Origin of the sequence: Aromatoleum toluvorans, assembly GCF_012910905.1 — a bacterium.
In the GTDB taxonomy this organism is placed as follows: Bacteria; Pseudomonadota; Gammaproteobacteria; order Burkholderiales; family Rhodocyclaceae; genus Aromatoleum; species Aromatoleum toluvorans.
This window is the reverse complement of the sequence record NZ_WTVN01000017.1, coordinates 76443-97595: the sequence shown is the minus strand read 5'-3', so window position 1 is coordinate 97595 and position 21153 is coordinate 76443. Positions and strand designations below refer to the sequence as shown.

General features: G+C 67.4%; 17 protein-coding genes and 1 riboswitch. Of the genes, 5 read left to right on the top strand and 12 right to left on the bottom strand.

Translation table 11 applies throughout. The annotated features are described in order from the left end of the window. Nucleotides 1–68 precede the first annotated feature (68 nt). Together GPA22_RS12520 and GPA22_RS12515 are read left to right on the top strand one after the other, a co-directional pair. Nucleotides 69–1172, top strand: a complete 1104-nt coding sequence (locus GPA22_RS12520; protein WP_169256400.1) for a nucleotidyltransferase family protein — start codon at nucleotides 69–71, stop codon at nucleotides 1170–1172. A 232-nt stretch (nucleotides 1173–1404) separates the two neighbouring features. Next, on the top strand, nucleotides 1405–1587 hold the full coding sequence (locus tag GPA22_RS12515) for a hypothetical protein (RefSeq protein ID WP_246264300.1): 183 nt from the start codon (nucleotides 1405–1407) through the stop codon (nucleotides 1585–1587). Between the two features lie 60 nt (nucleotides 1588–1647). Here the strand turns inward: GPA22_RS12515 and GPA22_RS12510 are convergent, their stop codons facing one another. The 7 genes from GPA22_RS12510 to GPA22_RS12480 form a co-directional block, all read right to left on the bottom strand. After that, nucleotides 1648–3705, bottom strand: coding sequence for a M3 family metallopeptidase (locus tag GPA22_RS12510; protein ID WP_169256399.1), 2058 nt, complete (start codon nucleotides 3703–3705; stop codon nucleotides 1648–1650). Between the two features lie 165 nt (nucleotides 3706–3870). Beyond that, on the bottom strand, nucleotides 3871–4644 hold the full coding sequence (locus GPA22_RS12505; protein ID WP_169256398.1) for a DUF2189 domain-containing protein: 774 nt from the start codon (nucleotides 4642–4644) through the stop codon (nucleotides 3871–3873). A gap of 227 nt (nucleotides 4645–4871) precedes the next feature. Beyond that, nucleotides 4872–5807, bottom strand: a complete 936-nt coding sequence (locus GPA22_RS12500) for a phosphoribosylaminoimidazolesuccinocarboxamide synthase (RefSeq protein WP_169256397.1) — start codon at nucleotides 5805–5807, stop codon at nucleotides 4872–4874. Nucleotides 5808–5866: 59 nt separating this feature from the next. Next, on the bottom strand, nucleotides 5867–7156 hold the full coding sequence (locus GPA22_RS12495; protein ID WP_169256396.1) for a DUF3422 family protein: 1290 nt from the start codon (nucleotides 7154–7156) through the stop codon (nucleotides 5867–5869). Nucleotides 7157–7280: 124 nt separating this feature from the next. Next, the gene (locus GPA22_RS12490) at nucleotides 7281–7979 is read right to left on the bottom strand and encodes a YiaD family glycine zipper/OmpA-like lipoprotein (protein ID WP_169256395.1); all 699 of its coding nucleotides are present in this window, start codon (nucleotides 7977–7979) and stop codon (nucleotides 7281–7283) included. Nucleotides 7980–8076: 97 nt separating this feature from the next. Beyond that, nucleotides 8077–10647: a putative bifunctional diguanylate cyclase/phosphodiesterase gene (locus tag GPA22_RS12485; protein WP_169256394.1), complete on the bottom strand. Its 2571-nt coding sequence runs from the start codon at nucleotides 10645–10647 to the stop codon at nucleotides 8077–8079. Between the two features lie 111 nt (nucleotides 10648–10758). Further along, a complete protein-coding gene (locus GPA22_RS12480) occupies nucleotides 10759–11457 on the bottom strand; it encodes a methyltransferase family protein (protein ID WP_169256393.1) in 699 nt (232 codons plus the stop codon). A 172-nt stretch (nucleotides 11458–11629) separates the two neighbouring features. On the opposite strand from GPA22_RS12480, the gene GPA22_RS12475 reads away from it, so the two are divergent. Continuing rightward, nucleotides 11630–13495 carry a GGDEF domain-containing protein gene (locus GPA22_RS12475; protein ID WP_169256392.1) on the top strand — a complete coding sequence of 622 codons (1866 nt, stop codon included), beginning with the start codon at nucleotides 11630–11632 and terminating at the stop codon, nucleotides 13493–13495. 158 nt (nucleotides 13496–13653) lie between these two features. On the opposite strand, the gene fba is transcribed toward GPA22_RS12475, so the two are convergent. The 3 genes from fba to pyk form a co-directional block, all read right to left on the bottom strand. Further along, nucleotides 13654–14718: a class II fructose-bisphosphate aldolase gene (gene fba, locus GPA22_RS12470; RefSeq protein ID WP_169256391.1), complete on the bottom strand. Its 1065-nt coding sequence runs from the start codon at nucleotides 14716–14718 to the stop codon at nucleotides 13654–13656. A gap of 133 nt (nucleotides 14719–14851) precedes the next feature. Next, complete coding sequence (gene bluB, locus GPA22_RS12465) at nucleotides 14852–15607, bottom strand: 5,6-dimethylbenzimidazole synthase (protein ID WP_169256390.1); 756 nt, start codon at nucleotides 15605–15607, stop codon at nucleotides 14852–14854. A gap of 45 nt (nucleotides 15608–15652) precedes the next feature. Next, a riboswitch (cobalamin riboswitch) is annotated at nucleotides 15653–15852 on the bottom strand. A 42-nt stretch (nucleotides 15853–15894) separates the two neighbouring features. Then, nucleotides 15895–17343 (bottom strand): pyruvate kinase, encoded by a 1449-nt coding sequence (gene pyk, locus GPA22_RS12460; RefSeq protein ID WP_169256389.1) that lies wholly within the window; start codon nucleotides 17341–17343, stop codon nucleotides 15895–15897. Nucleotides 17344–17537: 194 nt separating this feature from the next. Here pyk and GPA22_RS12455 point away from each other — a divergent pair, with 194 nt between their 5' ends. Together GPA22_RS12455 and GPA22_RS12450 are read left to right on the top strand one after the other, a co-directional pair. Beyond that, on the top strand, nucleotides 17538–18413 hold the full coding sequence (locus tag GPA22_RS12455) for a cache domain-containing protein (protein ID WP_169256388.1): 876 nt from the start codon (nucleotides 17538–17540) through the stop codon (nucleotides 18411–18413). Between the two features lie 113 nt (nucleotides 18414–18526). Continuing rightward, nucleotides 18527–18775, top strand: coding sequence for a hypothetical protein (locus GPA22_RS12450; RefSeq protein WP_169256387.1), 249 nt, complete (start codon nucleotides 18527–18529; stop codon nucleotides 18773–18775). Between the two features lie 100 nt (nucleotides 18776–18875). Here GPA22_RS12450 and GPA22_RS12445 read toward each other — a convergent pair whose 3' ends face one another. Beyond that, complete coding sequence (locus GPA22_RS12445) at nucleotides 18876–20060, bottom strand: phosphoglycerate kinase (RefSeq protein ID WP_169256386.1); 1185 nt, start codon at nucleotides 20058–20060, stop codon at nucleotides 18876–18878. 65 nt (nucleotides 20061–20125) lie between these two features. Continuing rightward, nucleotides 20126–21142 carry a type I glyceraldehyde-3-phosphate dehydrogenase gene (gene gap / locus GPA22_RS12440; RefSeq protein ID WP_169256385.1) on the bottom strand — a complete coding sequence of 339 codons (1017 nt, stop codon included), beginning with the start codon at nucleotides 21140–21142 and terminating at the stop codon, nucleotides 20126–20128. Nucleotides 21143–21153: the final 11 nt, after the last annotated feature.

Below are 21153 nucleotides of genomic sequence, written 5' to 3'. Positions count from 1 at the left end.
GACAGGCCCCCGCCCCGCCTGCCGCGGGGCCTGCATTCACCCGATTTCATCCAAAAGAGAGGTTCGCGATGGCAAAAGCAATGATTCTGGCCGCGGGGCAGGGCACGCGCGTGCGCCCATTGACTAAGAACGTGCCCAAGCCGATGGTGCCCATCCTCGGCAAGCCGGTGCTGGAATACCTGATCGAGCACCTCGCGCGCTACGGCGTGCGCGAGATCATGATCAACGTCGCCTTCAACCACCACAAGATCGAGGACTACTTCGGCGACGGCCACTGCTGGGGCGTCGAGATCGGCTACTCCTACGAGGGCGTGCGCGACCACGGCGAGATCGTGCCCAAGGCGCTCGGCTCGGCCGGCGGCATGCGCCGCATCCAGGACTTCGGCGGCTTCTTCGACGAGACCACGCTGGTGATCTGCGGCGACGCGCTGATCGACCTCGACATCCGCGCCGCGCTCGACGAGCACCGCCAGAAGAAGGCCCTCGCGAGCGTCGTCACGCTCGAGGTGCCGCGCAACCAGGTGCAGAACTACGGCGTCGTCGTCACCGACGCCGCCGGCCGCGTGAAGTCCTTCCAGGAGAAGCCCCGGCCCGCCGAGGCGAAATCCACGCTCGCCAGCACCGGCATCTATATCTTCGAACCGGAGGTCATCGACCTCATCCCGCCGGGGCGCGAGTTCGACATCGGCAGCGAACTCTTCCCGCTGCTGGTCGCCGAGGAGCGCCCCTTCTACGCCCAGAACCGCTTCTTCAACTGGATCGACATCGGCCGCCTGACCGACTACTGGGCGGTGCTGCAGCGCGTGATGCGCGGCGAGGTCGCGCAGATGGAGATGCCCGGCACCGAGATCCGTCCCGGCGTGTGGGTCGGCCTCAACACCTCGATCGAATGGGACAGCGTGCAGGTCGTCGGCCCCGTGTATATCGGCTCGGGCGTGCGCATCGACCCCGGCGTCTCGGTCATCGGCCCCACCTGGATCGGCCACGGCAGCCACCTGCGCGCCGGCTCGCGGGTCGAACGCAGCATCCTGTTCGAATACACGCGGGTCGGGGAGGGGCAGCGCTTCAGCGAGAAGATCCTCTCGCCGCAGTACTGCGTGGACCGCTCGGGCGAAACCCTCTACGTCGGCGACGACCGCACCGAACTGCGCTGGGGGGACGCGCGCGCGTGAGCGGTGACAACCAGAGGCGCGACAAGCGCGTCGCGGCAGGATGATGGCCGGGGTGCCGCCACGGAACGCAGCCGTGTCGGCCGCCTTTACAGTGTTCTCGCGGCCGGCCCCACGTTCGGGCGTAATGCTTTGTGTGACTTGTGCCTGCGCCAGATGGCGCGGATCGTGCTAAATAATCACAAAAGGGGGCGCACAGGCGGCCCCTGGTTCATGCACACGGCAGGAGGCTTCGATGATGGATTACCGAGGTCCGGAACAGCGCACCGATTGGGTGATGCGCCAGTACGTCGAGACGATCATTCAGTACCTCGTCCTCGGCGGGGATTCCGCGAATGCGCAGATGAACATGACCGAACACGGCGTGCCGGTTCACGTGCAGGGCCGCGTGCTGGACGCCTACGCGGCCGTTCACTGAGCGCAGCGCCCGGTCGGGCGTGAACAGGGGGCACGGCCGCGCCGTGCCCCGGGCGATCGCTTACGCCGCGACCATGCCGTTGTGGCGCAGCAGCGCGTCGACGCGCGGTTCGCGCCCGCGGAACGCCTTGAACGAATCCAGCGCCGGACGGCTGCCTCCCACCGCGAGGATCTCGCGCCAGAAGCGTTCGCCCGTCGCGCGGTCGAGCAGCGTTCCCTTGCCCGCGCCCGCTTCCTCGAAGGCCTCGAACGCGTCGGCCGACAGCACCTCCGCCCACTTGTAGCTGTAATAGCCCGCCGCATAGCCGCCCGCGAAGATGTGCGAGAAGCTGTGCGGGAAGCGGTGCCACGCCGGCGGGATCATCACTGCGACCTCGCGCCGCACTGAGTCGAGCAGCGCCATCACCTGCTCGACCGCCACCGGGCCGGCGGCGGCGTCGAGTTCGCTGTGCAGGCGCAGGTCGAACATCGAGAACTCCAGCTGACGCACCATCTGCATGCCGCTCTGGAAGTTCTTCGCCGCGATCATCTTGTCGAACAGCGCGCGCGGCAGCGGCGCGCCGGTATCGACGTGCGCCGTCATGCCCGACAGCACGTCCCACTCCCAGCAGAAGTTCTCCATGAACTGGCTCGGCAGCTCGACCGCGTCCCACTCCACGCCGTGGATGCCCGACACCGCCAGGTCATCGACGCGCGTCAGCAGGTGGTGCAGGCCGTGGCCGCATTCGTGGAACAGCGTCAGCACGTCGTCGTGCGTGAAGGTCGCCGGCTTGCCGCCGACCGGGCCGGGGAAGTTGCACACCAGGTAGGCAACCGGCGTCTGCACGCCGCGCATGTTCGAATAGCGGCTGCGCGCCGAATCCATCCACGCCCCGCCGCGCTTGGTCTCGCGCGCATGCAGGTCGAGGTAGAAGTGGCCGACCGTCTCGCCCGCCTTCTCGATGCGGAAGAAATGCGCCGCGGGGTCCCACTTCGGCGCCTCCTCGGCGACGATATCGACGCCGTACAGGCTGCGGATCACGCCGAACAGGCCCTCCAGCACCTTCGGCTCGGGGAAGTACTGCTTCACCTCCTGCTCGGAGAACGCATAGCGCGCCTGGCGCAGCTTCTCCGACGCGTAGGCGACGTCCCAGGGCTCGAGCGGATCGAGGCCCAGCTCGGTGCGCGCGAACGCCTTCAGCGCGGCGAGATCCTTTTCCGCGAAAGGCTTGGCCTTCGCCGCGAGCTCGCGCAGGAACCCCAGCACCTGCGCCGGCGACTCGGCCATCTTCGCGACCAGCGACACCTCGGCGTAGTTCGCGTAGCCCAGCATCTTCGCCTCCTCGGCGCGCAGCGCGAGGATGCGGCCGATCAGCGGGCCGTTGTCGAGCTCCGCCTTGCCCTGCTCGGATGCGCGCGTCGCGTAGGCGCGGTACATGCGCTCGCGCAGCGCCTGGCTGTCGGCGTACTGCATCACCGGCAGGTAGGACGGCATCTGCAGCGTGAATTTCCAGCCCGGCTTGCCGTCCCGCTCGGCGGCGGCGCGCGCGGCGTCGATCGCGTCGGCGGGCAGCCCGGACAGCCCGGCCTCGTCGGTGATCCACTCGGCATGTGCGTTGGTCGCGTCGAGCAGGTTCTCGGAGAACTTCGCCGCGAGCGCCGACATCTCCTCCTGGATCGCCTTGAAGCGCGGCTTGTCGGCGTCGGGCAGCTCCGCCCCGGACAGGCGGAAGTCGCGCAGCTCGTGGTCGATGATGCGCTGGCGCACCGGCGGCAGCTGGTCGTACTCGGCGCTGTTGAAGAGCTGGCGGTACTTCTCGAACAGCTCCAGGTTCTGGCCGACCTCGGCATAGAAGCTCGACACCTCCGGCAGCAGCGCGTTGTAGGCCTCGCGCCACGCGGGCACGTCCATCACGCTGTGCAGGTGGCCGACGACGCCCCAGGCACGGCCGAGGCGTTCGCCCTCCTCGGTGAGCGGCGTCACGAAGTTGGCCCAGGTCGGCGGGGCCGGGTCGGCGACGAGTGCCGTGATCAGCGCTCGGTCTTCCTCGATGAGCTGGCGGATCGCCGGCGCGACATGTTCCGGACGGATCTCGTCGAAGCGCGGCAGGCTGGTGAAATCGAGCAGGGGATTGGACATGCGTTTCTCCGCTGGCGCGTTGATTGTTCTGGATGGGGCAGGAAAGGAACGCTGGGGAGTACCCCGGCGCAGCCCCGGCCGTTCATTCTAACCGCAGGGCCGCGCCCGGAAGCGTGCGCGCGGGCGGGGATGCCGCCCGTCGCACGCCGGAGGCATATGGACGGTTTATTCGACGAGATCCTTGTACGCGTGCCAGGTCGCGTGTCCGACGAGCGGCAGCAGCACCACCATGCCGATCATCATCGTCGCAAAGCCCAGCCCGATCAGCACGACGATCAGCGCCGCCCACACGGCCGCCGCGCCGAGGTTGACGCCCACCGCCCGCGCGCTGGTCATCATCGCGGTGATGACGTCGGTGCCGCGGTCCAGCACCATCGGCACGGATACGACGGAAAGCGCGAATACGAGCCCCGCCAGCGCACCGCCGACGACCAGGTAGGACACGACGAAATACACGTAGTGGCCCGACAGGAACACGTCGCGGAAGAAGTGCGAGAGGTCCGGCGTGACGTCATGGTAGAACAGCGCGAACAGGATCGCCGACAGGCGCTCCCAGCCGATCAGGGTGAAGGCGAGGAGGGCGCCGTAATAGAGCAGCTGGTCGCTGTGCTCCTTCAGCCCCTTCCAGGAGCCGATGAAGTCCTCGGTTTCGCCGCGCCCGTGGCGGCGCGAAAGCTCGTACAGGCCCGCCGCAGCCATCGGCCCGACGAGGAAGAAGCCGGAGATGGCTGCCGTGAACAGGTACGGCATCTGCGTCGCGTAGTGCAGGATCAGATAGCCGATGACCGAGAAGGTCAGTCCGTAGGTCAGGCTCGCCGCCAGGTTCGCGCGCATGTCGTCCCAGCCCATGCGCAGCCATTGCAGCGGTCTCGACGCTTCCACCTGCCTGACGCGCGGCAGGGTGAAATGGTGGTCGAGGGTGTGATAGGACTTGTCCATGGCAGCCTCCTTGGGGTTGGAAGTACCTGAGGGCGGAGCCGTCCAGCGCGGCCGCGATGGGGGTAGCCCCCGGGTGGAGCTTTAGAGCCGCCGGAAGCGGGCAAGTTCGCACTGTCCGCGACGCCGCCGCGCGCCCCGCGCGCGCGTCGATGGATGCCGGACAAGACAAGGCCCGCCGTCCCCGGCGGAATGCCGGGCAGGGCGGGCCGGGAAGGCGGCAGCCGGAATCAGGCGAGCGTCAGGCCGGTCAGGCGCTCGTAGGCTTCGCGATACTTCGCGGCGGTGCGCGCGATCACTTCCGCGGGCAGCGACGGCCCCGGTGCCTTCTTGTTCCAGGTCAGGGTCTCGAGATAGTCGCGCACATACTGCTTGTCGTAGCTCGGCGGGCTGATGCCTTCGCGGTAGCTGTCGGCGGGCCAGAAGCGCGACGAATCCGGCGTCAGGGCCTCGTCGATGAGATGCAGCGTGCCGGCCGCATCGATGCCGAACTCGAACTTCGTGTCGGCGATGATGATGCCGCGCCCGGCCGCGTAGTTGGAGGCCTCCGTGTACAGCGCGATCGCCGCGTCGCGCGCCTGGCTCGCCAGCTGCGCGCCGTTCCGGCCCGTGCCCGCCAGCTCGTTCACGAGCGCGGCGGCGCAGCGCGTCTGGGCCTGTTCGAACGAGATGTTCTCGTCATGGTCGCCGACGTCGGCCTTCGAGGCCGGCGTGAAGATCGGCGCGGGCAGTTTGGCCGCCTGACTGAGGCCCGCCGGCAGCCGGATGCCGCAGATCGCGCCGGTGTCCTGGTAATCCTTCCAGCCCGAACCGATCACGTAGCCGCGCACCACCGCCTCGATCGGCAGCGGCTTCAGGCGCTTCACGACCAGCGCGCGGCCGCGCACCTGCTCGCGCTCGTCCGCGGCGACGACCGATTCCGGGTCGATGCCGGTGAGCTGGTTCGGCACGATGTGCGCGAGGCGCGAGAACCAGAAGTTCGCCATCGCCGTCAGCACGCGGCCCTTGTCCGGAATCGGGTTCGGCAGGATCACGTCGAAGGCGGACAGCCGGTCGCTGGTGACGATCAGCAGCTTGTCGGCATCGACGGCGTAGATGTCGCGCACCTTGCCGCGGCCCAGCAGCTGCAGGCTCTTGATGGAAGATTCGAACAGGGGAGTGGCCACGATGGAAGCTCTTTCAGGGCAAAACGCGATTATAGGACAGCTTGCCCGCCCGCCGCCCCTCAATGGCCGCCGTCCTCGGCCGCGAGCTGGCGGCGCATGCGGCGCAGGCCGAGCGCGACGAGGCCGGCGATCACCGGGATGGATCCCGCCGTGACGATCTCCGGCGTCGCCGGCACGATGAAATCCTTCGCCCCCTTGGCGAGGTACTGCACCAGCTGCGAGCCGTAATAGGTGATCGCGACCACCGACAGGCCCTCGACCGTTTCCTGCAGGCGCAGCTGCAGCTTCGCCCGGCGGTTCATCTGGGCGAGCAGTTCCTGGTTCTGGCGTTCGAGCTCGACGTCGACGCGCGTGCGCAGCAGCTGCGAGTTGCGCGCGATGCGGCTCGACAGGTCTTCCTGGCGGCGCGCCACGGTCGCACAGGTGTCGATGGCCGGTGCCAGGCGCCGCTCCATGAATTCGCGGATCGGCGGGTAGCCGCTGACGCGCACTTCGCGCAGGTCGTCGATGCGCTGGCGCACCAGCCGGTAGTAGGCGGCGGCGGCGCCGAAGCGGAAGGTGGTGCGCGCCACCGAGCGCTCGACGTGCGCCGCGAGCCGGGTCAGGCGGCCGAGCACGTTGCGTTCGTCCTCGGGGGCCGCCGCCGCGCCCATGTTGTCCGTCAGGTCGGCCAGCTCGTCCTCGGCGAGCGCGAGCAGCCGTCCGACGTCCTTCGCGACCGGGAAGGCGAGCAGCGCCATGATGCGGTAGGTCTCGATCTCCAGCAGCCGCTGCACGCTGCGGCCGGCCTGCCGCGGTGTCATCGACGCGTTCAGCACGAGGAAGCGCGAGAAGCCGTCGGCGATCTGGAAGTCGGTGAACACCCAGCCCGCGCCGTCGGCGATCTGCGATGCGACCGCGGTGGTGCCGGTCGGCGACAGCTGCGCGAGCACGGTCTCGGGGGCGACTTCGTCGACGCTGCGCAGCTCCACGTGCGTGGCCACCAGCAGCTGGCCGGGGATCTCGCAGCGCCACGCCGCCGGCACGTCGAGCAGCGGGTTTTCCTCGCTGAACCCGCTGAGGTCGATGCGGCGGACGAAGGTGTAGCTGGTGAATTCGTTATGGCGTTCCCACTTCAGCCGGAAGCCGCCGGCGTCGAGGAACACGTGACCGGACGAGGTGTCCGGAAGCGGCAGGTCGAGTTGCTCGGCGAGCTGGCGCAGGTGCGGCCCCTCCCGTTCGGCACTGCCGTCGACGTGCAGGAAGGCGAGGTAGGTGACGAACTCCGGCGTCTCCAGCGTGACCGGTGGTCGCGCGTGGACTTCGTCGTTCAGTTTCTGGCGCAGCGGGTGTTCGTCGAACAGGGGCATGGCACGGCAAGGGAAACGATGGACGCGCTAGCGTAGCGACCGCCGACGGATTGCGAAAGCCGCGCCCGCCCGAGCCTGAGCCTGTGCGGCTGCGGGCAGGGCGCGGTGAGGGGGCTGGCGGCGATCAGTAGCGCGGGCCCGGGGCCGGCTGCATCCCGCCCGGCTGCTGTGCCTGGGCCTGCGCCGGCACGATCAGCACTTCCACGCGGCGGTTCTGTGCGCGTCCCGCCGGCGTGCTGTTGTCCGCGACCGGGCGCGATGCGCCGTAGCCGATGGCGGCCATCCGGGTCGCGTCCACCCCGCGCTGGCTCATGTAGCTGCGCACGGAGTCGGCACGGTTTTCCGACAGCGTCTGGTTGAAGCTCGCCGAGCCGGTCGAGTCGGTATGGCCTTCGATCTGCACGAGGGTGTCGGGGTACTGCTGGATGCTCTGCGCGACGCGCGTCAGCACCGGCTGGAACTGCGGCTTCACGTCGGCGCGGCCGGTATCGAAGGTGATGTTCTCCGGCGCCTGCAGGCGGATCGTGTCGCCCTGGCGCTGCACCTGCACGCCGGTGCCGGCCATCTGCTGGCGCAGCTCCGCTTCCTGCTTGTCCATCTGCCGCCCGACCAGGCCGCCGACGGTCGCGCCGATCGCGGCGCCGATCAGGCCGCCCTTCGTGCGGTTGCCCGAACCGGCGACCACGTTGCCGAGCACCGCACCCGCACCCGCCCCGATCGCGGCTCCGCGTGCGGTCTGGGCGTTCTCGCCGTAAAAGGGATTCTGCGCACAACCTGCGACCGTCAGGAGGGACAGGGCCGTGACGATCAATGTTTTTCTCATTATTGCCTCCGGGGTTGAAATGGCTGAACTGGCCTATTTTGAGCGCGTTCGGCCGGCTTGGGTTCCGGGAAGCATAACGAATTGTAAATTCCCCGGGTCAGGTGCCGATGCCCATCGCCTGTTCGATGGACGGGGTGGGGCGCTGGATGTGATAGCCCTGGGCGAGGTCGATGGACTGGCCGATGACCTTGTCGAGCACTTCGGCATCCTCGACATATTCGGCCACCGTGCGGATGCCGAGGTCGCGCGCGAGGGCGACGATGCTGCGCACGAGGGCACGGTCCTTGTCGTTGTGCTTCATGCCGAGGATGAAATCGCCTTCGATCTTCAGGAAATCGATCGGGAAGCGCTTCACGTAGTGGAAGGACGAGAACCCCGAGCCGAAGTCGTCGATCGCGAGGCGGAAACCCTCGCTGCGCAACGTGTTGATGAAGCGTTCGAGCAGCGCCATGTTCTTGATCGTCTCGCGCTCGGTGATCTCGAACACGATGCGCGACGGATCGAAGCCCGACGCGGCGGCGATGCGCCGGGTCTCCTGCACGAAATCGTTGAGCACCAGTGCGCGCGGCGACATGTTCAGGAACAGCAGGCCCTGGTAGTTCGCCTGCGTCGCGGCCTCGAGCGCGCGTTCCATCAGGATGTAGTCGAGCTTGTGCATCAGGCCCATCTTCTCGGCGATCGCGACGAAGGCGTCGGCGACGAGGATGGAGCCGTCCTCGAGGCGGATGCGCGCCAGCACCTCCAGCGCCTCGACCTTGCCGGTCCGCGGATCGATGATCGGCTGGTAGTAGGGGATCACGCCGCGCGCCTCGACCGCGGCGAGGATCAGCATGCTCTTCTCAGACAGCGAGCGGAACACTTCCACGACGTCCTGCTCGCTGGGGATCGCCACCCGGCCTTTGCCCTCGGCCTTGGCGCGATACATCATGCTGTCGGCGAACAGGAAGAGGTCCTTCGTCTCGCTCGCGTGGTCCGGATAGACGGCCATGCCGATCGACAGCGAGCCACCGACGCGCGCACCGTCGGGGGTCTCGATCGCCAGCGCGGTCACGGTCTCGATGATGCGCTGGGCGACCTCGATGGTGCCGGCGAGGTCGGTCTCGGGCAGGATCGCGACCAGCTCGTCGCCGCCGTAGCGCGCCAGCAGGTCGTCTTCACGGATCGCGCAGCGCACCGCCGTCGCGACCTCCTGCAGGAACACGTCGCCGAAGCCGTGGCCGTAGGTGTCGTTCACCGACTTGAAGTTGTCGGCGTCGATCATCAGCAGCCCGAACCGGTAGCCGTGACGGCCCGAACGCGTCGCCTCGCTGTCGAGCAGCTCCCAGAACACGCGCTGGTTGTAGAGGTTCGTGAGCGGATCGCGCGTCGCGTAGTACTCGAGATCCTTCGTGTACTTGTCGATCGCCTTCACCGAGCCGACCACGTTCAGCAGCGTCGACAGGATGCTCTCGACCACCAGCCAGCGGGTGGTGTCGGCGCCGGCCTGGGCCTGCATGCCGATGCCGACGATGCCGCCGATCTTGGGGGCCTCGACCAGCAGCGACTTCGTCTGCACCTCGATGTCACTGCGCACGAGTTCCGGCGAATTGCGCGAGCTGTCGGCGATGTTGTGCTCGATGCGCACGGCGTAGCCGTCGGCGAAGTAGGGGTTGCGCGTGAGCGATTCGCGCACCGTCGCCTCGAAGAGCTGCTTGCTCTCGGTCGACGGCGTGTAGCGCCAGAACACTTCGAGATCGAAGATGTCGTCGCCGGTCTTGAAGATCGAGAACAGCGCGTACGCCGGCATCACGTCGTCGATGTCGATGAGGAGGCGATTCACGTACTCGCGCCAATCCTTGACGACATCCGACGTGAGGATGAATTTCTCCAGCAGGCGGATCTCGAACTCGAGCATCTCCTTGTCGACCGCCACGCTGCGCACGCGCTCGGTGAGTTGCCGCACCTCGGTCGCGACCGGGCTGAACTCGGCGAAACCGAAATCGAGCGAGGCCTTCTCCAGCTGCTTCAGATCCGCAAGCCGGCTCACCGAGCGGATGTTCGTCACGAACCCCGCTATCGCGCGGTCGATGCGGCGGCGGATGTAGATCACCATCAGCAGCGTCGCGACGATCGCGACCGGCACGATGGGCGCGAAGGCGAGCAGGAACTGCCGATCGCCCGTCTCGAGCAGCGGAGTGATGTTCTGGCGCACGTCGATGATGCCCAGCACCTCGCCGGCCTTCGCGTTGGTGTGGCACTGCCGGCATTCGGCCTCGGCCCGCAAGGCGTGGATGAAGCGGATTTCCGGTCCCTGGTCGATCCGGCGACTTTCCCCGGTCGCAATCACCTCGAGCATCGCGGCATCCATCTCGCGCTGGCGGATGTCGCCGAACAGCTCGGCGACGCGCGGGGCGCGGTAGATCGCGATCTGGTGCGGCGTGTTGTCCACCGAACGCTCGATCGCGCGGATGAACTCCTCCAGTTGCGTGCGCGACCAGCCCGTGCGCATCAGCTGGAACATCGACTGGAAGGTCATCTCCGCGAAGGTGTTCGCGTCGCGCATGGCCTCCTCGCGGATCGAGCGCTCATGCAGGCTGGACACCACGTAATGGGTGGCGACCATGAGCGCGGTCGAGAAGATGACGGCGGCAGTCAGCAGGAGTCCGCGGATGGTCTTGAGTGGCGTCATTGCGTGTGGTGATCCCGGACTTGCGCAAGCGGCGCAGGCGGTCGCTGCCGGGACCTGCCGACGCCTGGCGGAAATTGTAAGAACGCGTAACAAAAAGGAAATTTCTGCGGACTATACTCCGCCGCCCTCGTTCCGAGAAGCCTTGTCACGGTCAGGGGAATCGCCTTCGGCGAGGAGCGCTTCGGCCTGCGCGCGCGTCAGGAAGCGGCCGGGGAGCGGCACCAGTCCGCCGACCGCCGCGCGATAGCGCGCGTAGCGGGCGCCGTGCTGGGCGAGGAGCTTGCGCTCCTCGAGCACGGAACCGACCCACAGGTAGGCGGTGACGCACAGCGATGACACCAGGCGGGCGGCGTCCATGTCGCGCGTCCACAGGATCACCAGGCCGAGGAAATACCACGGGTGGCGCACGACGCGGTGGAGCGGCGAGAGATGCAGCGGCCCGTCCTCGTGCGGGAGCGGGCTCGTGGCCGCGCGCCACTGCGTGAGCCCGGAAAAGCTTCCCATGTCGTAATGGCGGATGGTGGACGGGAAGGCCGCCAGCGCCGCGAGTGCCAGTCCGTTCGCCAACCACGCCCACGCGCCCGACCACTCCCACAGCCGCGGCCCTTGCAGCGCGAAGGTGAGCCACAGCGGCGGCACGAGCAAGGCGGCCGCGATGGCGTTGAACGCCAGGCGGTAGCCGCGCATCGCGCCGGGCCAGCGGCGCGCGACCATGCGCTTCACGGCGAAGGACGCCAGCAGCGAATGGATCAGCCCGTAAACTGCCCAGGCCGCGACGAGCGCGGCGATCTGCGGGGCGGAGGGGGACATCGGCGGCCTCCCGTGGCGTCATGAAAGCGGGCAAGCCCGCGATGTTCGCTGATGATGCCATGAGCAAAAATGAAATACCCCTTTCGTCGCATGTTTCAAGGTATTTCCGGGCATAATTGCGTCCCGGAGAAACCTCGAGCGGGGCGGCTGCGCCAGGCCGCCCCGGAGCCGAATGAACCTGAATCGAAAGATGACCCTGCTGTTCGGCGGCATCGCCATGGGTACCCTGGTGATGCTGGTGCTGATCAGCCTGTATGCGTTCCGCAGTTATTCCATCGCCTCATCGACGGCCCACGTCCGCACCGCCGCGGAGATGGTGCGCGTGCACCTCACCGAGGCGATGATCCAGGGCACGATCACCAAGCGCGAGCAGTTCCTCAACCGCCTGCTGGAGGTCCAGGGCCTGCGCTCCGCACGGGTCGTGCGCTCCTCGCATGTGAACGAGCAGTTCGGCGCGGGGATGAACCGCGAAATGAATGCCGACGAGCTCGAGAAGCTCGTCCTTGCCGACGGCAACCCGCGCTACGAGATCCGCGACGAGGGCAGCGAGTCGGTGTTCCGCGGCACGATCCCGTTCGCCGCGTCTTCGCGCGGCACGCCCAACTGCCTGCAATGCCACAAGGTGAGCGAGGGGACGGTGCTCGGCGCGGTCACGATGGAGCTGTCGCTCACCGAGCTCAAGGAAAAGGCCCTCACGACGGTGACGTGGATCATCGTCACGATGGCGGCCTTCGCCGTGCTCTCGATCTTCTTCGCACGCCGCCTGATCCTGCCCGTGGGCTCGACGGCACAGGCGGTCGAGCGCGCCGTGCAGCGTGCGCTGAAGGGCGACTTCAAGGGGCGCGTGGAGAAGCGCACCGACGACGAGATCGGCCAGATCGCGAGCGAGACCAACAACCTGCTCAACTTCCTCGACGACGGCCTCGCGCGCATCAGCCAGCGCGTCGTGCAACTCACCGGGCGCACCTTGCGGCAGGACGACAACCAGCTCGAGGTCGCGATCGACATGGTCAACGGCCTGGCCGACGCTTCCAGCTTCAAGCAGGCGATCGAGGAAGACGAGACCAAGGGCGAGATCTTCGACCGCTTCGGCCGCGTGCTGACCGACCAGTTCGGCGTGCGCGAATTCTCGATCTACGAGACGTTCGGCCCGAGGCAGCTCGAGCCCTTCATGGTCGACGGCGCGCAGGACAGCCCGTGCCGCTGGTGCGACCCGCAGATCCTCGTGCGCAGCGACATGTGCCGGGCCAAACGCTCCGGTCACCCCGTCGACGGCCTGACCCAGTCGGGCATCTGCTACGCATTCAAGCAGCCCGACAACACCGGCGAGCCGCGGCGCCACTACTGCGTGCCGATCATGCAGTCGGGATCGGTCGGCAGCATCATCCAGATCGTCGTGCCTGAGGCCGAAGCGGCGCGCTTCCATGCGCAGGTGCCCTACGTGAATGTGTACGTCCGCGAAATGGCGCCGGTGCTCGAGGCCAAACGCCTGACCGAGACGCTGCGCGAATCTTCGCTGCGTGACGCGATGACCGGCCTGAACAACCGCCGCTTCCTCGAGGAATACGTCGACACGCTGGTCGCGACGACGCGTCGGCGCAAGACCGATCTGGCGATCCTGGTCCTCGATATCGACTACTTCAAGATGGTCAACGACACCCACGGCCACGATGCCGGCGACATCGTCCTGAAGTCGCTCGCCGCCATGCTGAGGAGTTCGGTGCGGGCGTCGGACATGGTTATCCGCTTCGGCGGCGAGGAGTTCCTCATCGTCCTGCAGGAAACCGAAGCCGCCAACGCGATCCGCGTCGCGGAGAACATTCGTGCGGCCGTCGAGGACCTGAAGATCCAGATCGGGGGGGCCGTGCTGAAGAAGACGATCTCGATCGGCCTCTCGATGTTCCCCGAGGACAGCGAAACCTTCTGGCAGTCCGTGAAGTTCGCCGACGTCGCGCTCTATCGCGCGAAAGAGGACGGCCGCAACCGTGTCGTGCGCTTCAGCCCGGAAATGTGGGAAGGGCACGCCGGCTCATACTGAAGAGGCCGGGAAATCCATTGCCGATGACGCGGTGCCTCTCGCGGCGCCGCGGTCCGGCATTCAGGCGGCGCGGGGCCGCAGGCGCCCTTCCGCGACAGGGCAAGCGCCAGGCACGCCGCGCCGCGGGAGACCGCGCGGCGCGAGGGCGGACCGCGGGCTTAGCGCACGACCTGGGTGAGCTCGCCCGTCTTGTAGCGCGCGGCGATCTTCTCCAGCGACACCGGCTTGATGCGGCTCGCCTGGCCGGCGCAGCCGAAGGCCTCGAAGCGCGCCTTGCACACCAGCTTGGCGGCTTCGCGGGCGGGCTTCAGGAATTCGCGCGGATCGAACTTCGACGGGTTCTCGAACAGGAACTTGCGGATCGCGCCGGTCATCGCGAGGCGGATGTCGGTGTCGATGTTGATCTTGCGCACGCCGAACCTGATCGCGGTCTGGATCTCCTCGACCGGCACGCCGTAGGTCTCCTTCATGTCGCCGCCGTACTGGCGGATGATTTCGAGGAGCTCCTGCGGCACGCTCGACGAGCCGTGCATCACGAGGTGGGTGTTCGGCAGGCGTGCGTGGATCGCCTTGATGCGATCGATCGCGAGGATGTCGCCGGTGGGCTTGCGCGTGAACTTGTAGGCGCCGTGGCTCGTGCCGATGGCGATCGCGAGCGCGTCGCAGTCGGTCTGCTTGACGAAGTCCGCGGCCTGGTCGGGGTCGGTCAGCAGCATCGAGTGGTCGAGCGTGCCTTCGGCGCCGACGCCGTCCTCCTCGCCGGCCTGGCCGGTCTCGAGCGAGCCGAGGCAGCCCAGTTCGGCTTCGACGGTGACACCGATGGCGTGCGAGAACTTGACGACTTCACGGCTCACGGCGACGTTGTAGTCGTACGAGGAAGGCGTCTTGCCGTCTTCCATCAGCGAGCCGTCCATCATCACGCTGGAGAAGCCCGAGCGGATCGCGCCCATGCAGATCGCCGGCGACTGGCCGTGGTCCTGGTGCATCACGACGGGAATCTGCGGATAAGCCTCGACGGCGGCGTCGATCAGGTGGCGCAGGAAGGCTTCGCCGGCGTATTTGCGGGCGCCGGCCGAGGCCTGCATGATGACCGGGCTGTCGGCCTCGGCCGCGGCTTCCATGATCGCCTGGACCTGTTCCAGGTTATTGACGTTGAACGCCGGCAGGCCGTAGCCGTTTTCGGCGGCGTGATCGAGCAGCTGGCGCATGGAAACGAGGGGCATCGTGCTTCTCCGGTATGAGTTGCAGGCACGGAAACCGTGCCGGGTTGCGAATTGGCCCGCATTTTAGCGTTTGTTGGACGGCGATGGGTCGGGCAAGGGAAACAGCATGAAAATCCCGACCCGTGCCGCAGGCTCAGAGTGGCGGCAGGCCCCGCGATGCGAGCGCCTGGGCCGCGCGCAGTTTCTCGCGCAGCGGTTCTGCGTCCGCGCGGTCGCCGCCCCAGCCGTCGAAATGCACGAGCTCGTCGAGCGGCAGGCGCTCGCGCCAGCCTGCGGTCTGCAGCTCCGGCTGGTCGAGGAAGTGGCTGACGTGGCCGATGCACAGGTAGGCGACCGGCATGACCCGTTCGGGCAGCGACAAAATCTCGCGGATCGCCGAGTGGCGGAAGATGCTGACCCAGCCCACGCCCAGCCCTTCGGCGCGGGCGGCGAGCCACAGGTTCTGCACCGCGCACACCGAGCTGTAGAGGTCCATCGCCTTGATGTGCGTGCGTCCGATCACGACCGGGCCGGCGCGGTCACGGTCGCAGGTGATGCACAGGTTGATCGGCGCTTCGAGGATGCCCTGCAGGCGCAGACCCGAATAGACCTCGCGCTGCTTGCCCTCGAACATCTGCGCCGCTTCGGCGTTGGCGAGCGTGAAGGCATCGTGCACGCGTTGCTTCACGGCCTGTTCGCGCACCAGGACGAAGCTCCACGGCTGCATGAAGCCGACCGACGGCGCGAAGTGCGCGGCGGTGAGGATGCGCGCGAGCAGGTCGTCGCTGACCGGATCGGGCAGGAACTGGCCGCGCACGTCGCGCCGTGCGAGGATGTTGCGATACACGGCGGCGCGCTCGGCGTCGTCGAAGTGGTGGTGGGCTTGGTGGCCGGGAGCGGCGGTCTTCATCGTTTCCCCTTGTGAAGAGCAATGGACGGCGAACGGACCAGTCCGCCGCGGATCTGCCTCCCGGCCGGTCTTCTGACTCGGGTTCGTCCCGCGCCGCGCCTTCCCGACCCGGGGTCAGTGGCATCTCGCGGCGGCGGTCCCCCTCACAGCGTTGGGCACGTCGCGGAATCGGCACCCCGGAAGGGTGCCTCACCGCATTCCCGATTCTCCCGCGGATTGCGGGCACCGGAAGGCATGGTGTAGAGCGCGTGAGTCTAGCAGAGTGCCGGCCGCGCGTGCCTGCCGACTTATTGTTCGGTCAGGTGCGGCGCCGGGTGTTCGCCCACGCGCACGATCTTGAGCGTGTTCGTCCCGCCCGCGGCGCCGATCGGCTCGCCGATCGTCAGCACGATGAGATCGCCGCGCTCGACGACGCCCTGATCCAGCAGGATCTGCTCCGCTTCCCACAGCAGCAGGTCGCGGTCCTGGTGCGTCTGCGACATCAGCAGCGGAAACACTTCGCGGTACAGCGTCATCTGGTTGCGGGATTCCGCTTCCGGCGTCAGCGCGTAGATCGGCACGCCGCTGTTGAGGCGGCTCATCCACAACGCAGTCGAGCCGGTCTGGGTAAGGGACGCGATCGCCTTCACCTTCAGGTGCCACGCGGTCCAGATCGCGGCCATCGCGATCGACTGGTCGATGCGCGTGAACACGCGGTCGAGCACCTCGCGGTCGAGCGTGACCTCCGCGGACTTCTCGGCCTCGAGGCACACGCGGCTCATCGCCTCGACGACCTCCACCGGGTACTTGCCCGACGCGGTCTCGGCCGACAGCATCACCGCGTCGGTGCCGTCGAGCACGGCATTCGCGACGTCGGACACCTCGGCGCGGGTCGGCACCGGGCTGCCGATCATCGATTCCATCATCTGCGTCGCGGTGATCGTGAGCTTGTTGCGGTCGCGCGCGGCGCGGATCATCTTCTTCTGCAGCGCCGGGACCGCCGCGTCGCCGACCTCGACCGCGAGATCGCCGCGGGCGACCATGATGCCGTCGGAGGCGTCGAGGATCTCGTCGAGGTTGGCGACCGCTTCGGTGCGCTCGATCTTCGCGATCAGCAAGGCCTCGCTGCCGGCGGCGCGCAGGAGCTGCCGCGCCATGTACATGTCGGCCGCGCTCTTGGGAAAGGAGACGGCGACGAAGTCGACGCCGATGAGGGCGGCGGTCTTGATGTCGTCCATGTCCTTGGCGGTCAGCGCGGGCGCGGTCAGGCCACCGCCCTGGCGGTTGATGCCCTTGTTGTTCGACAGTTCGCCGCCCACCCGCACGGTGGTGTGGATCTCGGGACCGGCCACACGATTGACGACGAGCTTCAGGCGGCCGTCGTCCAGCAGCAGGACGTCGCCCGGCCTGACGTCCTTCGGCAGGTTTTTGTAATCGAGGCCCACGCGCGTCGCGTTGCCGAGTTCGCAGCGCGAATCGAGGATGAATTCCGCATCCTTGTGCAGATGGACCCGGTCGCCGTCGAACTTCCCGACACGGATCTTGGGTCCCTGCAGGTCCGCGAGGATGCCCACCGACCGGCCGGCGCGCGCCGCGGCCTCGCGGATCGCCGCCGCGCGGGCGACGTGATCCTCTGCCTTGCCGTGCGAGAAGTTCATGCGCACGACGTCGATCCCCGCGTGCACCATGCGTTCCAGGACTTGCGGATCGGTCGAGGCGGGGCCCAGGGTGGCGACGATCTTGGTGTGGCGCGGCATGTTGTCTCCGTGTCGATATGCATCCGAGAAACATGATTCTACCCGCGTGCGGCCGGGCTTCGCGCCTGTGGCGGCGTTGCGGTGACGCCCCGGCGGAGGCCGCGATTGCCGGCGGGTGCGCCGGGCTCTCGACAGAAGCTGAAGCTTCCTATAATTTTGTCTTCATCAATTCAACCCATGGACTCGCGAACGCCATGAAACTCGCCTCTGTCGCTTCGTTGTGCACGCTCGTCATGTTGACGCAGCCGGTTTTTGCGGCCGATCCGGCTCCCGCGAACCCGCTCGGAGGGCTGGTGCTGCGTGCCGACGAGAATCGCAGCGTGCAGCTCCTCGACAAGGCGGTGGAGCGCTTCCGCAAGGTCGGCGATGCGGCGTTCGACGAATTCAACCGTGCGCCGCGGTTCCGGGATCGCGAGCTCTACGTGTACGCGCTCGCCACGGATGGCACCATGCTCGCGAGCGGCGGATCCTCGGTGGCCCTGGTCGGGCGCAATGTCGCCACCATGCAGGATGCGGCCGGCAAACCCTTCTTCCGCGAAATGCTCGACACCGCGGCGAAGGCCGGCGAGGGACGGGTGGAGTATCGCTGGCTGAATCGTGTCGACAACCGCGAGGAGCTGAAGGTCACCTTGTTCCGCAAGGTGGGCGAACGCATCATCGCGGTCGGTTACTACGTGCCACGCGCCACGCCGGCGCAGGCGAAGGATCTGCTGGGGCGCGCCGTTGCGGCGGTAAAGGAGAAGGGGGCGCAGGCCGCGCTCGCATCCTTCAACGCGCTCGACGGCGGTTTCGTGCAGGACGACCTCTACGTGTTCGCGATCGACCTCGAGTCGCAGCGTTTCCTCGCGCACGGCGCGATGCCCAAGCTGGTCGGCAGCGACGGCCGCGCAGTGCGGGATCCCAAGGGCAAGGCGATCGTCACCGACATGGTGAACATCGTCGGCCGCAAGGGCGAGGGCGAACTCGACTACGCCTGGCGCAACCCGGTCACCGACAAGCTGGAGACCAAGCATTCCTTCATCCGGCGCGTGGACGGCATGCTGGTCGGTGTCGGCTATTACACCCGCTGACGCATCCGGTTGACCTCCGACAAGATCCGCCCGGGGCCGATCCGCGAGAATGCACCGCCGACGGACGCCCTGCCGTCCGACAAACGATTTATTCCCCGAAGGATGAAGTGCCGATGATCGACGACGTTACCCGCTCCCTGCTCGACACCCTGCCACGCGGCGGCCGCTACGACCTTTCGGTCGCGCACGATCCCGCGAGCAACCTGCACGCGCTGACCATCGTGATCGACGGCGAGACGTTCCTGCCGGGAATCGGCTACGAGAGCAGCGACGACTTCGAGTTCGACCGCGACCAGATCGAGGCCTATCTCGTGACGCGCAAGCAGAAGTGCGGCGGCTGCGGGAGCTGCAGCTGCGGCTGAGTGCCGGGGCGCGATTCAGACATGACAACGGCCACCCGCGGGTGGCCGTTGTCATTTGCCGGCCCGGGTGAACCGGGCCGGGCGGGCGCCGCGCGTGGCTTCAGTCGGTGAAGCGTCCTTCCAGCGCGGCGATCGCCGGCAGGGTCTTGCCTTCGAGGAATTCGAGGAAGGCGCCGCCGCCGGTCGAGATGTAGCCGATGTCCTGGGCGATGTGGAACTTCGCGATCGCCGCGAGCGTGTCGCCGCCGCCGGCGATGCAGAAGGCGTCGGAGTGGGCGATCGCCGAGGCCATCATCTTCGTGCCGCCGGCGAACTGGTTGTGCTCGAACACGCCGACCGGGCCGTTCCACACGATGGTGCCGGCGTGGGCGATGATCTGGGCCAGCTGGGCCGAGGTCTTCGGGCCGACGTCGAGGATGCGGTCGTGCGGACCAACTTCATCGACCGGGATGCGGTTCGCGCGCGCGAGCGCCGACACTTCGTCGGCGACGACGACGTCTACCGGCAGCGGCACTTCGGCGCCGCGCGCCTTCATCATGTCCATGATCGTCTGGGCTTCCTTGACCAGCTCCGGCTCGGCGAGCGAGTCGCCGATGCGCTTGCCCGAGGCGAGCAGGAAGGTGTTGGCGATGCCGCCGCCGACGATCAGCTGGTCGACCTTGTCGGCGAGCGACTTGAGGATGGTGAGCTTGCTCGACACCTTGGCGCCGCCGACGATCGCGACGAGCGGACGGGCGGGCGTCTCGGTGGCCTTGGTGAGCGCGTCGATCTCGGCGCCCATCAGCATGCCGGCACAGGCGACCGGCGCGAAGCGCGCGATGCCGTGGGTCGTGGCTTCGGCGCGATGCGCGGTGCCGAAGGCATCGTTCACGTAGATGTCGCACAGCGCGGCCATCTTCTTCGCGAGCTCCTCGTTATCCTTCTTCTCGCCCTTGTTGCAGCGGCAGTTCTCGAGCAGCACAACTTCGCCCGGCTTCACTTCGAAGCCGCCGTCGACCCAGTCGCGGATCAGGCGCACCGGTTTGCTCAGGAGCTCGCCCAGGCGCACGGCGATCGGCGCGAGCGTGTCTTCGGCGCGGCATTCGCCTTCGGTCGGGCGGCCGAGGTGCGAGGTGACCATCACCGCGGCGCCGTTGTCGAGGCAGTACCTGATCGACGGCAGCGACGCGCGGATGCGGGTGTCTTCGACGATGTTGCCGGCCTCATCCTGCGGCACGTTGAGGTCGGCGCGGATGAAGACGCGCTTGCCGGCGACGGCGAGGTCGGCGAGTTTCTTGACTTGCATGGTTTCGTTTCCGATGGAAAAACGCCCCGCAGGGCAGGGCGTCGGATTGCGATGGGGCGGACGTATTACTTCGCGTTATGGAACGCGCGGGCGGCGTCCAGCATGCGGCAGGAATAGCCCCACTCGTTGTCGTACCAGGCGAGCACCTTGACGAGGTTGCCGTCCATCACGCGGGTCTGGGTCGCGTCGAAGATCGACGAGTGCGCGTCGTGGTTGAAGTCCATCGACACCAGCGGATCCTCATTGACGGCCAGCACGCCCTTCAGCGGGCCCTTGGCGGCTTCCTTCATCAGCGCGTTGATCTCTTCCTTCGTGGTCGCGCGGCTGGCGGTGAAGGTGAGGTCGACCAGCGAGACGTTCATCGTCGGCACACGCAGCGCGAAGCCGTCGAACTTGCCCTTCAGCGCGGGCAGCACCAGGCCGACGGCCTTTGCGGCGCCGGTCTTGGTCGGGATGATGTTCTGCGCGGCGGCGCGGGCGCGGCGCAGGTCCTTGTGGCGCACGTCGACCAGCACCTGGTCGTTGGTGTAGGCGTGCACGGTCGTCATCAGGCCCTTCTCGATGCCGATGTTGTCCTGCAGCACCTTCGCGACGGGCGCGAGGCAGTTGGTCGTGCACGAGGCGTTCGACACGACGGTCATCGCCGAGGTCAGCACCTCGTGGTTCACGCCGTAGACGATCGTCGCATCGACGTCGTCACCGCCCGGCGCGGAGATCAGCACCTTCTTCGCGCCCTGCTTCAGCAGCACTTCGGCCTTGGCCTTCGCGGTGTAGGCGCCGGTGCATTCGAGCAGCACGTCGACGCCCAGGTCGCCCCAATTGACGCCCAGCGGATCCTTCGTCGAGAAGAAGGGGATGCGGTCGCCGTTGACGATCATCACGTTGTCGCCTTCGGTCTCGACCGGGAAGGCGAAACGACCGTGGGTCGTGTCGTACTTCGTCAGGTGGGCGTTGGTCGCCAGGTCGCCGGAGGCGTTGATCGCGACGATTTCGAACTGGTCGCGCAGACCGAGTTCGTAGAGGGCGCGCAGCGTGCAGCGACCGATACGGCCGTAACCGTTGATGGCGAGTTTGATGGTCATCGAGGGATCTC

Coding starts and splice junctions, on each gene's coding strand:
- GPA22_RS12480 (WP_169256393.1), bottom strand. CDS start 11,457: ATGTCCCCCTCCGCCCCGCAGATCGCCGCGCTCGTCGCGGCCTGGGCA.
- GPA22_RS12510 (WP_169256399.1), bottom strand. CDS start 3,705: ATGTCCAATCCCCTGCTCGATTTCACCAGCCTGCCGCGCTTCGACGAG.
- GPA22_RS12485 (WP_169256394.1), bottom strand. CDS start 10,647: ATGACGCCACTCAAGACCATCCGCGGACTCCTGCTGACTGCCGCCGTC.
- GPA22_RS12455 (WP_169256388.1), top strand. CDS start 17,538: ATGAAACTCGCCTCTGTCGCTTCGTTGTGCACGCTCGTCATGTTGACG.
- fba (WP_169256391.1), bottom strand. CDS start 14,718: ATGCCCCTCGTTTCCATGCGCCAGCTGCTCGATCACGCCGCCGAAAAC.
- GPA22_RS12515 (WP_246264300.1), top strand. CDS start 1,405: ATGATGGATTACCGAGGTCCGGAACAGCGCACCGATTGGGTGATGCGC.
- gap (WP_169256385.1), bottom strand. CDS start 21,142: ATGACCATCAAACTCGCCATCAACGGTTACGGCCGTATCGGTCGCTGC.
- GPA22_RS12475 (WP_169256392.1), top strand. CDS start 11,630: ATGAACCTGAATCGAAAGATGACCCTGCTGTTCGGCGGCATCGCCATG.
- GPA22_RS12505 (WP_169256398.1), bottom strand. CDS start 4,644: ATGGACAAGTCCTATCACACCCTCGACCACCATTTCACCCTGCCGCGC.
- GPA22_RS12450 (WP_169256387.1), top strand. CDS start 18,527: ATGATCGACGACGTTACCCGCTCCCTGCTCGACACCCTGCCACGCGGC.
- GPA22_RS12495 (WP_169256396.1), bottom strand. CDS start 7,156: ATGCCCCTGTTCGACGAACACCCGCTGCGCCAGAAACTGAACGACGAA.
- GPA22_RS12520 (WP_169256400.1), top strand. CDS start 69: ATGGCAAAAGCAATGATTCTGGCCGCGGGGCAGGGCACGCGCGTGCGC.
- pyk (WP_169256389.1), bottom strand. CDS start 17,343: ATGCCGCGCCACACCAAGATCGTCGCCACCCTGGGCCCCGCCTCGACC.
- bluB (WP_169256390.1), bottom strand. CDS start 15,607: ATGAAGACCGCCGCTCCCGGCCACCAAGCCCACCACCACTTCGACGAC.
- GPA22_RS12445 (WP_169256386.1), bottom strand. CDS start 20,060: ATGCAAGTCAAGAAACTCGCCGACCTCGCCGTCGCCGGCAAGCGCGTC.
- GPA22_RS12490 (WP_169256395.1), bottom strand. CDS start 7,979: ATGAGAAAAACATTGATCGTCACGGCCCTGTCCCTCCTGACGGTCGCA.